9 protein-coding genes are annotated in these 13,938 nt (G+C 46.6%); all 9 read left to right on the top strand.

Translation table 11 applies throughout. From position 1 onward, the window contains the following. Positions 1 to 28 precede the first annotated feature (28 nt). On the top strand, positions 29 to 3,001 hold the full coding sequence (locus C805_RS16135; RefSeq protein ID WP_016214974.1) for an FtsK/SpoIIIE family DNA translocase: 2,973 nt from the start codon (positions 29 to 31) through the stop codon (positions 2,999 to 3,001). Positions 3,002 to 3,019: 18 nt separating this feature from the next. Continuing rightward, on the top strand, positions 3,020 to 4,690 hold the full coding sequence (locus C805_RS16130) for a formate--tetrahydrofolate ligase (protein WP_016214973.1): 1,671 nt from the start codon (positions 3,020 to 3,022) through the stop codon (positions 4,688 to 4,690). A gap of 51 nt (positions 4,691 to 4,741) precedes the next feature. Then, positions 4,742 to 5,593 (top strand): bifunctional methylenetetrahydrofolate dehydrogenase/methenyltetrahydrofolate cyclohydrolase FolD, encoded by an 852-nt coding sequence (folD, locus tag C805_RS16125; RefSeq protein WP_016214972.1) that lies wholly within the window; start codon positions 4,742 to 4,744, stop codon positions 5,591 to 5,593. After that, positions 5,590 to 6,744 (top strand): chitobiase/beta-hexosaminidase C-terminal domain-containing protein, encoded by a 1,155-nt coding sequence (locus tag C805_RS16120; RefSeq protein ID WP_016214971.1) that lies wholly within the window; start codon positions 5,590 to 5,592, stop codon positions 6,742 to 6,744. The genes folD and C805_RS16120 overlap by 4 nt, the downstream gene beginning before the upstream one ends. 127 nt (positions 6,745 to 6,871) lie before the next feature. Next, positions 6,872 to 8,002: a prephenate dehydratase gene (gene pheA / locus C805_RS16115; protein ID WP_016214970.1), complete on the top strand. Its 1,131-nt coding sequence runs from the start codon at positions 6,872 to 6,874 to the stop codon at positions 8,000 to 8,002. Between the two features lie 17 nt (positions 8,003 to 8,019). Continuing rightward, positions 8,020 to 9,312, top strand: a complete 1,293-nt coding sequence (locus C805_RS16110; RefSeq protein WP_016214969.1) for an ATP-binding protein — start codon at positions 8,020 to 8,022, stop codon at positions 9,310 to 9,312. Positions 9,313 to 9,355: 43 nt separating this feature from the next. Continuing rightward, on the top strand, positions 9,356 to 10,888 hold the full coding sequence (locus C805_RS16105) for a Ppx/GppA phosphatase family protein (RefSeq protein WP_016214968.1): 1,533 nt from the start codon (positions 9,356 to 9,358) through the stop codon (positions 10,886 to 10,888). A gap of 13 nt (positions 10,889 to 10,901) precedes the next feature. Then, a complete protein-coding gene (locus C805_RS16100) occupies positions 10,902 to 13,034 on the top strand; it encodes an RNA degradosome polyphosphate kinase (protein ID WP_016214967.1) in 2,133 nt (710 codons plus the stop codon). Between the two features lie 74 nt (positions 13,035 to 13,108). After that, entirely contained in the window at positions 13,109 to 13,930 is an 822-nt protein-coding gene (locus C805_RS16095; protein ID WP_016214966.1) for a Cof-type HAD-IIB family hydrolase, read from the top strand. The last annotated feature ends 8 nt before the right edge of the window (positions 13,931 to 13,938 follow it).

Genomic DNA, 13,938 nt, shown 5'->3' with positions numbered 1-13,938 from the left:
AAAGAACGACAGTTTGGGAGGAAGTCATATGGCGTCAAAACCAAAAAATACGACAAAAAGAAAATCAGACGGAGGAAAGACCGCATCGGGAAAGAAAAACAGCAGCCAGGAGGTATCATTTGGAAGTGAAGTGGTCCTTCTGGTTCTGTTGGCTGTCTGTATCATATTGTTTATCAGCAATTTTGGAATCGGCGGTTTCATTGGAGAAAAAGTAAGCGCTTTCTGTTTCGGTCTGTTCGGAATGATGGCCTATCTGTTCCCGGTATGTTTTTTTATGGGAGCAGCCTTTTTTGTGTCCAACCGAAATAACAGAATTGCTGTCATAAAACTTACGGCAGGTGTGATATTTGTACTGTTTTTATGCCTGTTTATGGAACTGGTTGCAGGAGAATCCGGTGAATACCAGATTGGTGCGTCTTTCCAGTATGCGGCAGAACATAAAAGCGGCGGAGGGGCACTGGGCGGACTTCTGGCTGTACTGCTCTGTCCTGCCATCGGCAAACCGGGAGCTTATATTGTGGATGTCATTGCTCTGATTATCGCTCTGGTGCTGCTTACAGAACGCTCTTTTCTGAGCGGTGTAAAAAAAGGAAGCAGGAAAGTATATGATACTGCAAGAGAGGATGCTGCAAGGCGCAGGGAACAGAAAGAACTGCGCCGGGAGGAAGAGAACCGGAGACGGACGGACCGGAAAGTGGAAGGGGTCGCTCTGGATACCAGGATTCTTCCGGTGTCCCCGGAGCGTTCTGATAATATCAGCGAACTGAAGCTGCCAGTGGAAACCGAAGCCTTTTCCAGAGAATTAAAGGAGAAGCTGTTTTCTGACAGGGGAAAGGAAAAACAGGGAAAAACCACATCTTATTCCGTTTTGCCAGGAAACAGTTTTTCGGACCATACATCTTTGGATGAAGAAGTTCACAGTAATCCCGTCAGAAATGTGGTGGGATGGGATTCACAGGAAGCGCCTTCTTCAGCTTCTGTTCTGGAAATGCCTGTAAAAAGAGAAACGAAACAGCCCCAGGAGCTTTTTTCAGAACCAGTGGTGGTGGAAAAAATTCACCGAAGTCCCAGAAGAAGCAGAAAAGTATCTGAAATACCGGAATCACCTGAAATTATGAAAATCATGGAACAGAACGACCAGACAGATACAGGAGCCGGAGAAATACTGTATACAGGCGAAGAACCTCTGGTGATTAATTCTGAGCCATCTTTCACAGATGAAATATTTGCAGGACTGGAGTCTGCTATTATATCAGAGGCTTCTCAGGAAGCAGAAGACAGTATGATTTCTAAATCACCTGTTTTAGAAAAAGAACAGGAACCGGAAGAAACCATACCGGAACTGAAAGATATGGCAGAATTGCTGCAGGCAGATTCCATGGCTGAAAACCTGGCGTCCCCGGAACCGGAACATATACCGGAATCCGTCACAGCTGCAAAGCCTGTAACGGAAGCACCTGCGGCAGTAACGATACCGCCCAGGGAAACGGTTCCTCCGGTCAGAGCAACTGTTCCGGCGCCTCCTGCTCCCCCGAAACCGGAATATGTGTTTCCTCCGGTTTCTCTGCTGAAAAAAGGGACCGGAAGCCAGGGAGATTCCCGCAAACATTTACAGGAAACGGCCCTGAAATTACAGCAGACCCTGAAAAATTTCGGCGTCAATGTAACCATCACCGATGTAAGCTGCGGTCCCAGTGTGACCCGATATGAAATGCAGCCGGAAATGGGTGTAAAAGTCAGCAAGATTGTAAATCTGGCGGACGATATCAAATTAAATCTGGCAGCTGCGGATATCCGTATTGAAGCACCCATTCCCGGAAAAGCGGCAGTGGGCATAGAGGTACCCAACAAGGAAAATGTCATGGTACGGTTCCGGGATATGATAGAGACGCAGGAGTTTCAGAATCATACTTCCAGTATCTGCTTCACTGCCGGAAAAGATATCGGCGGACAGGCTGTGGTGGCGGATATCGCAAAAATGCCCCATCTGCTCATTGCCGGGGCAACCGGTTCCGGAAAATCTGTGTGTATCAATACCATAATTATGAGTATTCTTTACAAAGCAGACCCGGAGGATGTAAAACTGATTCTGATTGACCCGAAAGTGGTGGAATTAAGTGTGTATAATGGAATACCTCATCTGCTGATTCCTGTGGTTACAGATCCGAAAAAAGCTGCCGGCGCCCTTCACTGGGCAGTGGCGGAGATGATGGACCGATATCAGAAATTTGCAGACTGTCAGGTCAGGGATCTGAAAGGCTATAACCAGAAAATCGCCGCCATAGAGCATGTGGAAGATGAGACAAAACCCACAAAACTGCCCCAGATAGTGGTGATTGTAGACGAGCTTGCAGACCTGATGATGGTGGCCCCTGGGGATGTGGAAGATGCTATCTGCCGGCTGGCACAGCTTGCCAGAGCCGCGGGTATCCATCTGATTATCGCCACTCAGCGGCCTTCCGTGGACGTTATTACCGGACTGATTAAGGCAAATATGCCTTCCCGGATTGCTTTTTCCGTATCTTCCGGTGTGGATTCCAGAACCATACTGGATATGAACGGAGCGGAAAAGCTGCTGGGCAACGGCGATATGCTGTTTTATCCACAGGGTTATCAGAAGCCCCTGCGTGTCCAGGGCCCTTTTGTGTCGGACTCTGAAGTGGAAGAAGTGGTGGATTTTCTGAAAAAACAGGGTACCGTAGTATATAATCCTGAAGTGGAGGCAAAAATGAATACAGTTTCTGCGGGCTCCGGAACCGGATCCGGCAGCGGAAATGAAAGAGACGCCTATTTCCTGGAAGCAGGAAAATTTGTAATCGAAAAAGAAAAAGGTTCCATCGGAATGCTGCAGAGAATGTTCAAAATCGGCTTTAACCGGGCGGCAAGAATTATGGACCAGCTGGAAGAAGCCGGCGTGGTAGGGCCGGAAGAAGGCACAAAACCGCGGAAAGTACAGATGACTATGTCAGAATTTGAAACATATGCAGAAGAACACATATAGAAATTACGGGAGGAAAACATGAAAACAGATATTCAGATTGCACAGGAAGCAGAAATGATTCACATCAGAAATGTGGCAGCCACACTGGACATTCCGGAAGATGACCTGGAGCTGTATGGAAAGTATAAGGCAAAGCTGTCGAATGAATTAACAGAAAAAGTAAAAAATAACAAAGACGGAAAATTAATTCTTGTGACGGCCATCAATCCCACTCCGGCAGGAGAAGGCAAAACCACCACCAGTATAGGTCTGGGCCAGGCATTTGGAAAAATGGGAAAAAAAGCGGTTCTTGCACTGCGGGAGCCTTCCCTTGGGCCCTGTTTTGGCATTAAAGGAGGAGCAGCGGGAGGCGGATATGCCCAGGTAGTTCCCATGGAGGACTTAAACCTTCATTTTACCGGGGATTTTCATGCCATTACCTCTGCCAATAACCTTCTTGCAGCTTTGCTGGACAACCATATTCAGCAGGGAAATCCTCTGAACATAGACCCCCGGCAGGTAGTATGGAAACGCTGTCTGGATATGAATGACCGCGTACTGCGCAACATTGTGGTAGGCCTTGGAACGAAAATGGACGGAATGGTGCGGGAAGACCATTTTGTCATTACCGTGGCTTCCGAAATTATGGCCGTATTATGTCTGGCAGAAGATATGGCAGATCTGAAAAAGCGTCTGGGCAGAATGATTGTGGCCTATACATTTGAAGGAAAACCTGTGACAGCAGATGATATTCAGGCCACCGGCTCCATGGCGGCTCTGTTGAAAGACGCTTTAAAACCCAATCTCATTCAGACACTGGAACATACCCCGGCCATCGTGCATGGAGGACCCTTTGCCAATATTGCTCATGGCTGCAACAGTGTCCGTGCTACAAAGACAGCCCTGAAACTGGCCGACTATGTGGTAACGGAAGCAGGATTCGGCGCTGATCTTGGCGCAGAAAAGTTTCTGGACATCAAATGCCGTATGGCAGGTCTGAAACCGGATGCTGTGGTACTGGTGGCAACGGTCCGGGCCCTGAAATATAATGGCGGTGTTCCAAAATCCTGTCTTTCCGAAGAAAATCTGGAAGCACTGAAAAAAGGAATCGTAAACCTGGAAAAACATATTGAAAATCTGCAGAAATATCATGTACCCGTAGTGGTAACCTTAAATTCCTTTGTTACGGATACCCCGGCAGAGACAGAATATGTGGAACAGTTCTGCAAAGAACGGGGATGTGAGTTCGCCCTGTCAGAAGTATGGGAAAAGGGCGGAGAAGGCGGAATCGCTCTGGCGGAAAAAGTGCTGGAAACACTGGAAACAAAAGAAAGCAGTTTCCGGCCTCTGTACGAGGACAGCCTTTCACTGAAAGAAAAAATAGAAACCGTTGCAGGAGAAATTTACGGTGCTGCGGGAGTTACTTACTCCCCGGCGGCAGAAAAAGAATTAAAACGAATTGAAGAACTGGGGATGGGAAATTTCCCGGTATGTATGGCAAAGACCCAGTATTCCCTGTCGGATGACCAGACAAAACTGGGAAGGCCCACAGGATTTACCGTAAATGTCCGTGAAGTATATGTGTCTGCCGGAGCCGGATTCGTAGTGGCAGTTACGGGAGCTATTATGACCATGCCGGGACTCGGAAAAACCCCGGCGGCATATCAGATTGATGTGGACAATCAGGGAGTAATCACCGGATTATTCTGAGGCAGTCCCGTCCGGAGAGAATTTATACGTCAGTAAAAGAAAGGAAGAAGCATGGCAGTAATTATAGATGGAAAAAAGATTTCTCAGCAGATAAAGGATGAATTAAAAGAAAAAGTACAAAAACTGCGGGCGGAGGGGAAACACGGAGCCCTTGCAGTGATTCAGGTGGGAACAGACCCTGCTTCCGGTGTCTATGTACGAAACAAGAAAAATGCCTGTGCCTATATCGGTATTGATTCTCTGGCTTATGAACTTCCGGAGGAAACCGGAGAAGAAGAACTGCTGGGGTTAATTGAAGAATTGAATCAGAAAGAAGAAGTAAAAGGCATTCTGGTACAGCTTCCCCTTCCTGAACATATCTGTGAAGACAGAGTGATACAGGCCATCAGCCCTGAAAAAGATGTAGATGGTTTTCATCCCTGGAATACAGGAAAACTTACAATCGGAGAGCCGGGATTCGTGTCCTGTACCCCGGCGGGCATTATACAGCTTTTGAAACGCTCCGGTGTGGAAACAGAAGGGAAAAACTGCGTGGTCATCGGACGAAGCAATATTGTGGGAAAACCCATGGCCCTTCTGATGCTGCGGGAAAATGCCACTGTAACCATTGCCCATTCCAGAACCAGGAATCTTCCAGAAATCTGCAGGCAGGCAGATATTCTGATTGTGGCAGTTGGAAAACCTCAGCTGATTGGCGCGGAATATGTGAAAAAAGGCGCTGTGGTAATCGACGTGGGAATTCACCGGGATGAAAATAACAGATTGTGCGGAGATGTAAAATTTGATGAAGTGGAGCCTCTTGCTTCTGCCATTACCCCTGTTCCGGGAGGCGTAGGGCCCATGACCATTGCAATGCTGATGAATAACTGCGTACAGAGCATAGAAACGGGGCAGGAAGGATGAAATGTGCAAATTGCGGTGCAGAACTGAGAACCGGTTGTGTATACTGTTCTGTATGCGGGGCAGAGGCTCAGATTGTGTCAGATTACAATCTTCTGGAAGATGACTTTCTGCGGGGATTGCTGCAGGAGAAAAAGAAAAAAATACAGAGCCATAAAGCAGCGGGAAACGGAAAACAGAAAACAGCAGGAAAAAGCAAATCCGCCCCTTCCGGAAAAACAAAATCCGGACGAAAAAAGAAATATCCCACCTGGGCAGTCCTCGCCCTGGTAATTCTGGCAGTTTTACTGGCAGGAATTGTGCTGCTTGTAACGTATGCCCGGAGTAATTCCTACGAATATCAGATGAAAAAGGCGGATGATTACCAGAGCAGAAATGACTACCGGAAAGCGGAAAAATATCTGCGGCGGGCATTAAAGCTCCAGACAGACAGCCTGGATGCCCGTATGCGTCTGGCAGAAATTTTCCTGGCACAGGAACAGAATGACAGTGCACGGAAATTTCTGTTAGAGGTACTGAAACTGGATGAAGATTATTCTGCGGCCTACGAACAGCTGATTCAGATTTACGCAGAACAGCAGAATTATGGAGCCATTCAGAAATTAAGCGGACAGGTAACGGATGAAGATATCCTGGAACTGTTTGATGAATATCTTCCAAAGCCTCCCCGTTCTGATCCCAAAGGCGGCATTTACCAGGGAGAAACCTTTGTGGAACTTACCGGAGAAGGGGATTGTGAAATCTATTATACCACCGATGGCACAGACCCGGTACAGGGAAGAAAATATCATACTCCCATTCTGATGGAACCGGGAAAAAACACCAGGCTTCGGGCAGTTGCCCGCAATCAGTTCGGCCTGTACAGCCAGGAAACGGAAGAAGTTTTTCAGATAAAAAAGCAGAAGCCCAATCCTCCTCAGGTAGCTCCTTACGGCGGGAATTTTTACACCCCGGAAACCATTGTGGTCCATATTCCGGAGGGATGTACGGTATATTATACCTGGGATGACACGGTGCCCACGCAGGAATCTCAGCAATACAAAGAGCCCATACCAATACCGGAGGGCAATAATGTGCTGTCTCTGATCCTGGTAGATAAATATGACATGGTTTCTGACGTACTGCGGTGCAACTATATTTACATGCCGGAATAAACCCTGTAAAAGCCATGGCTCTTTTTCAGAAAGAGCCATGGCTTTTTCCATGAAAATACAGATACAAACTTGCCTTTAAGGCTCAGTTGTTATATGATAATTATATACTTTGATGAGGAAGTGGCATATGAAAGATTTAAGTGAAATTCGGGAAGAAATAGATAAAATTGACCGTCAGATCGTGGCATTGTACGAAGCACGGATGAAGCTGACCACAGAGGTTGCAGAATATAAAATATCCACGGGAAAACCGGTGCTGGACAAAATACGGGAACAGGAGAAACTGACAAAGATAAAGGAGCTGGTTCATACAGAAGAGAACCGTTACGATGCAGGGGAGCTGTTTGAACAGATTATGGCTCTCAGCCGGAAACGTCAGTATCAGAGGATGATTCAGCACGGACAGGGACTGGAAACTGGCTTTGTCCAGGTGGACAGGCTGCCCTTTACCAGCCATAAAGTGGTATATCAGGGAACAGAGGGTGCCTACAGCCAGATTGCCATGAAGGCCTATTTCGGAGAAGATACGGACAGTTACCATGTGGAGACCTGGCGGGACGCCATGGAGGCCATCCGCAGCGGAGAAGCAGACTATGCAGTCCTTCCCATAGAAAATTCCTCTGCCGGAATTGTGGGAGAAAACTTTGATTTGCTGGTGGAATACGGAAACTACATTGTGGCAGAGCAGACCATCAAAGTGGAACACGCACTGCTTGGGCTTCCGGGCAGCAGCCTTTCTGATATTACCCATGTGTATTCCCACCCTCAGGCCCTTATGCAGAGCGTGGACTTTCTGGACGAGCACAGGGACTGGAAACGGGTAAAGGCAAAGAATACCGCTATGGCTGCCAAAAAGATTCTGGAAGATGGCCGAAAAGAACAGGCTGCCATAGCAAGCACTGTGACTGCGGACATTTACGGACTTAAAATTCTGAAAGATCATATCAATTACAGTGATGAAAACAGCACCAGATTTATTATTGTTTCCGGCAGAAAAATCTGTCAGAAGGGAGCAGATAAAATCAGTATCTGTTTTGAAATATCTCATGAAAGCGGCTCCCTGTATCACATGCTTTCCCATATGATCTTCAACAACCTGAACATGGTAAAAATTGAATCCAGGCCTGTTAAGGACAGGAGCTTCGAGTACCGCTTTTTTGTGGATATGGAAGGAAATCTCAGAGACGGCGCTGTGCAGAATGCCCTGAAAGGGCTGCAGGAAGGAGCCCTTTCCATTAAAATACTGGGGAATTATTAGCAGCAGGAGGAAGAAAAATGACAAATACGGAAAAACTGATTTTATACCGGGAATTTGAACAGGGGAAAATTCTTGCAGATTTTACCTGGATCATGGAGCATTACAGAGATAAGGACTGTTCCAGGACAGAACTTCTTTCTCTGAGCTATGAATGCATCCATCATCTCACAGAACTTTCCGTCAGTCATGGGTTTGAAGGAAATCTCTGGCAAAATTATCTGACATTCCTTCTGGTGAATCATGAAAATGCCTACAGCACATCCTGCGAAATCAAAGGCAGAATTACCGGGAGCATTAACGAACTGGCGCTCCATGATTTCGCCATCTTCAAGGAACTGTTCGACTTCGACTTACTGGAACTTCAGAAAGAACTGGAACTTCCGGAATTTGCCATCCTGAAAGATTATAAGAGGGCCCACCGGGGAGGAAAAGTCTTCAACCATCGGATCCGGGACAGAATCTGTGCCTTAAGCGTCCGCCTGGAGCAGACAGAAACAGTAGAAGAGTTTAAGGATGAAGTGACAGAATTTTACCGGGAATTCGGTGTGGGCAAACTGGGTTTACATAAAGCATTTCGCGTGGAACATGAAGATCGTCAGGTGAAAATTGTACCCATTGCCAACATTGCCCATGTACATCTGGACGATCTGGTAGGCTATGAGACTGCAAAGCAGAAACTGATTGATAATACCGAGGCCTTTGTTAAAGGCAGACGGGCCAATAACTGTCTGCTGTTCGGGGATGCTGGTACGGGCAAGTCAACCAGTATAAAAGCAATCATCAACCAGTATTATGAACAGGGTCTTCGAATGATTGAGATTTACAAACACCAGTTCCAGGATTTGAATGATGTAATCGGAAGGATTAAGAATCGAAATTATAAATTCATCATATATATGGATGACCTGTCTTTTGAAGAATTTGAAATTGAATACAAATATCTGAAAGCAGTCATCGAAGGAGGGCTGGAGAAAAAACCGGACAACGTGCTGATTTACGCTACTTCCAACCGACGACACCTGGTACGGGAAAAATTCAGTGATAAAGCAGAACGCGACGATGAACTTCATACAAACGATACGGTGCAGGAAAAGCTGTCTCTGGCTTCCAGGTTTGGCGTTACCATTTATTTTGGAAAACCGGATAAAAAAGAATTCCAGGAGATTGTGCAAAGGCTGGCCCGGAAACATCAGATCCCCATGGCAGCGGAAGAACTGCTGGCAGAGGCGAATAAGTGGGAACTGAGCCACGGAGGGCTTTCCGGCAGAACCGCCCGGCAGTTTATTGATTACCTGCTGGGAAAGCAGTGAGTCAGAAGCCGGGACCAGAGAGATCCGGCAGAAAGGAACAGGTATGAAAATTACGACATTTGCAGCAATTTACATCGGCTCTTATGAAGTGAGCCTGAAAATATTTGAAATTTCCGCAAACCGGAAAATACGTCCCATTGATTATATACGCAGCCATGTGGAACTGGGCCGGGACGCTTTTGGCAAAGGCGTGATCGGATATGAACTGGTGGAAGAACTCTGTCAGATTTTAAAAGAATTCCGCTCCATTATGGATGGGTATAAGGTTGACGATTATGAGGCCTGTGCGGGAAATGTATTTCGGAATGTAAGCAACGCCCCCTTTATTCTGGATCAGATCCGCCTCCGCACCAGAATCGAAGTAATGGTACTCAGCAATTCCGAACATCGGCTGATGGATTATAAATCCCTGGCAATCCTGCCGAAATTTGAAAAAATGATTCAGAAAGGAGCAGCGGTAGTCAACGTTGGAGGGGGCAGTATGCAGATTACTCTGTTTCGGAAGGGGACAGCCATTACCACCCAGCATATTGAACTGGGTATTATGCGCATTCGGGAAAAACTGTCTAAAATTGAAAATCTGGTTTCCCACTACGAAACCCAGATACAGGAGCTGATTGACAAGGAGCTGGAAATTTTCAAACGTATTTACCTGCAGGAGCGGGAAATGAAATATGTAATTATCATGGGAGATTACATTGAGGAAATGACGAAGGGATTTTCCAAAAAAGAAGAGGATGGAACCATAGAAACCGAGCGTTTTATCAAAATGCTGAATAAATGGTACCGGAAATCTGCGGAAGAAATTTCTCTGGAATTAAATCTGGCCAACGAACACGATCCTCTGATTCTTCCGTCGGTGGTGCTGTACAAACGTCTCAGCGAGGAGCTGAATGCAAAATATATCTGGGTGCCCGGGGTAAATATCAGCGACGGCATTGTCTGCGCCTATGCGGAAAAAAAGCGCATGATTTATTTTGAGCACGATTTTGAGGAAGACGTACTGGCCGCCGCCCGGAATCTGGCAGAACGCTATCAGGGCTATTCCAGCCATACGGAAGCCGTCCTCAATATGACAGTCTCGATCTTTGACGCCATGAAGAAAGTTCATGGTATGGGCAAACGGGAACGTCTGCTGCTGCAGGTGGCTGCCATCCTTCACGACTGCGGCCGCTATATCAGCCTGGTAAATCAGGCGGAATGTTCTTACCAGATTATCATGGCCACTGAGATTATCGGCATGACCCACATAGAGCGGGAAATTGTGGCAAACGCCGTAAAATACAATTCTCAGCCTCTGCAGCCTTACAGCAGCGTCAGCGATAAAATGGATCAGAAAGGCTATATGACGGTATCAAAGCTCACAGCTATTCTCAAAATTGCCAATGCCATGGATCGAAGCCACAGGCAGAAGTTCCGGAATATCAAAGCGGCTCTGCAGGACCGGGAACTGGTGATTACCGTGGAATCCTCAGAGAGCATTGTACTGGAAAAAGGACTTTTTTCCGCTTATGCCAATTCCTTTGAAGAGGTTTTCAGTGTAAAACCAAGAATCAGAGAAAAGAAAGTGTTTTAAGGGAGGATATAAAATGGACAAAGAAAAGGATTATCTGAAACCGGAATATTATGAAAACCGGGAACTGAGCTGGCTGAAGTTTAATTACCGGGTGTTAAATGAAGCCAGAGATAAAAATATTCCCCTGCTGGAACGGTTAAAGTTTGTAAGTATTACCTCATCGAACCTGGATGAATTTTTTATGGTGCGGGTAGCTTCCCTGAAAGACATGGTCCATGCGGGATATAAAAAGACAGATATTGCAGGAATGACGGCAAAAGAGCAGCTTGAAGCCATCAATAAAGATACCAGAGCTCTGGTGGAGATGCAGTACAGTACCTATAACCGTTCTCTGGTACCCCTGCTTCACAACCACGGAATTGAAATTATTTCCGCCTATGAAGAACTGGATGAGGTCCAGGGTGAATATGTGGACCGTTATTTTGAGGAAACCGTATACCCGGTACTGACTCCCATGGCTGTAGACGCTTCCCGGCCTTTTCCGCTGATTCGGAACAAGTCTTTAAATATTGCAGCTCTGCTGAATAAAAAGGGAGACAGGAAAGAAGAACTGGAATTTGCCACAGTGCAGGTGCCCTCGGTACTTTCCAGAATTGTGCAGATTCCCTCTCAGGATGAAGGCAGCAAAACCTTTATTCTGCTGGAACAGATTATTGAACGCAACATTCACCGGCTGTTTCTGAATTACCATGTGGTATGTGCCTGGCCATACCGGATTATGCGGAATGCAGACCTGACCATCGACGAGGACGAGGCAGAAGACCTGCTGCAGGAAATCCAGAAACAGTTAAAGAAGCGTCAATGGGGAGAGGTTATCCGGCTGGAAGTGGAAGATAAAATGGATAAGCGGCTTCTGGGAATTCTGAAAGAAGACCTTCATATTGCACAGGAGGATATCTTTAAGATTAACGGGCCTCTTGATCTGACCTTTTTGATGAAAATGTATGGAACAGAAGGGGCAGACGACCTGCGCTACGAGCCTTATCAGCCCCAGCGTGTGCCTCAGATTGTACCGGGAGAAGATATTTTTGCCGCGATCCGAAAAGGGGACATTCTGCTGCACCATCCTTACCAGACCTTTGACCCGGTGGTGGATTTTATCCGACAGGCTTCCCTGGATCCGGACGTGCTGGCCATCAAACAGACCCTTTACCGTGTCAGCGGCAATTCCCCCATTATTGCCTCTCTGGCTCAGGCTGCTGAGAATGGAAAACAGGTATCCGTACTGGTGGAACTGAAAGCACGGTTTGATGAGGAAAATAACATTGTATGGGCAAAAAAACTGGAAAAAGCAGGCTGCCATGTGATTTACGGACTGGTAGGGCTGAAAACCCACAGTAAAATTGCACTGGTGGTCCGGAAAGAGGAAGACGGAATCCGCAGATATGTTCACCTTGGAACGGGAAACTACAACGATTCCACAGCTAAATTGTATACGGATCTTGGGATGTTTACCTGTTCCGAAGCCATTGGGGAAGATGCCACCGCCGTATTCAACATGCTGTCGGGATATTCCGAGCCCCCTTCCTGGAACAGGCTGGCAGTAGCTCCCATCTGGCTGCGCAAACGGTTTCTGAAACTGATTAAACGGGAAATAAAACATGCGCAGGCGGGCAGAGAAGCATTTATCAGGGCAAAAATGAACTCTCTCTGCGACCGGGACATAATCGGGGCGCTGTATGAAGCCTCTGCAGCCGGGGTGAAAATAGATCTGGTGGTGCGGGGAATCTGCTGTCTGAAGGTGGGAATTCCCGGAATCAGCGATAATATCACTGTGCGTTCCATTGTGGGAAATTTCCTGGAACACAGCCGCATTTTCTGGTTCCACAACGATGGGCAGGAAGAAATCTACATGGGAAGCGCAGACTGGATGCCCCGGAATCTGGACCGCAGAGTGGAGATCCTCTTCCCGGTGGAAAATGAAGCGCTGATGGACCAGGTACGACATATTCTGGGAACCCAGCTTGCGGACAATATGAAATCTCATGTTCTGCAGCCTGACGGCAGATACGAAAAAATAGATAAAAGAGGGAAAAAACTGGTAAATTCACAGCAGCAGTTTTGCGAAGAAGCGAGAAACGCGCTTCCCAAAACAGTCAATGTTTATCAGGAAAGGGTATTTATTCCGGCTGAACCGGTGGTATAAAAAAACAATATAACGTTTTATTCCCGGCTTATTGTCTGCGGGAATAATTTCAAGGAGAGAGTGGAGGAGATCTTATGAAACATAAAATTTTGTTTACAGATCTGGATGAAACATTATTAAATCATGACAAAAGTATTTCAAAAGAAAATCGAGCGGCCATTGCCAGAATGCTGGAACTGGGCCATGATTTTGTACTGATGACAGGACGCCCCATTGCCACAGGGCGCCTTGCAGTAAAAGAGCTGAATCTGTCTTTTCCCAGATGCTATATGGTAGCTTATAATGGAGCGGTGGTTTACGACTGTGTGGCAGACCGGGTACTGGCGGAGCGTACTCTTCCCATGGAAGTGGCAAAGGAAATCATTCTGGAGGCGAAGAACGCTGATATTTATGTGCAGACTTATGAACAGGATACCATTCTGGCAGAACGCCATAGCAAGGAACTTGATTTTTACCTGCGCAATGCCAGGATGAAATACCGGCTGGTAGATAATGTCTTTGTAAGGCTGGAACAGGAACCCCATAAAGTAATGCTGATTAATGTGGATCAGCCGGAAAGGCTTCTGCAGTTTCAGGAAGAACATCCGGAACTCAGAGAACGAAGCAACTGCTTTTTCTCCTACAATGAATATCTGGAATACTGTCCAAAAGATACAGATAAGGGCAGCGGCCTGAAATATATCAGCAAATTCCTGAATGTTCCCATTGAAAATACCGTTGCCGTGGGAGATGAACGCAACGATATCCCCATGATTCAGGCGGCCCATGTGGGAGTAGCTGTGAAAAACGGCCATGAAGACCTTAAAGATGCGGCAGATTATGTGACAGAACATGATAATGAACATGGAGCAATAGCGGAAATCATTGAGAAATTCATCTTAAGCGAATCAGCTTAATCCCAAAA

Source organism: Eubacterium sp. 14-2 (assembly GCF_000403845.2).
Classification (GTDB): Bacteria; Bacillota; Clostridia; order Lachnospirales; family Lachnospiraceae; genus Petralouisia.
This window is presented reverse-complemented; position numbering and strand designations above follow the sequence as displayed.

Excerpts from the sequence above, each read along its gene's own strand:
- C805_RS16120 (WP_016214971.1), top strand. The coding sequence starts at position 5,590 with ATGAAATGTGCAAATTGCGGTGCAGAACTGAGAACCGGTTGTGTATAC.
- C805_RS16105 (WP_016214968.1), top strand. The coding sequence starts at position 9,356 with ATGAAAATTACGACATTTGCAGCAATTTACATCGGCTCTTATGAAGTG.
- C805_RS16130 (WP_016214973.1), top strand. The coding sequence starts at position 3,020 with ATGAAAACAGATATTCAGATTGCACAGGAAGCAGAAATGATTCACATC.
- folD (WP_016214972.1), top strand. The coding sequence starts at position 4,742 with ATGGCAGTAATTATAGATGGAAAAAAGATTTCTCAGCAGATAAAGGAT.
- C805_RS16135 (WP_016214974.1), top strand. The coding sequence starts at position 29 with ATGGCGTCAAAACCAAAAAATACGACAAAAAGAAAATCAGACGGAGGA.
- C805_RS16095 (WP_016214966.1), top strand. The coding sequence starts at position 13,109 with ATGAAACATAAAATTTTGTTTACAGATCTGGATGAAACATTATTAAAT.
- C805_RS16110 (WP_016214969.1), top strand. The coding sequence starts at position 8,020 with ATGACAAATACGGAAAAACTGATTTTATACCGGGAATTTGAACAGGGG.
- pheA (WP_016214970.1), top strand. The coding sequence starts at position 6,872 with ATGAAAGATTTAAGTGAAATTCGGGAAGAAATAGATAAAATTGACCGT.
- C805_RS16100 (WP_016214967.1), top strand. The coding sequence starts at position 10,902 with ATGGACAAAGAAAAGGATTATCTGAAACCGGAATATTATGAAAACCGG.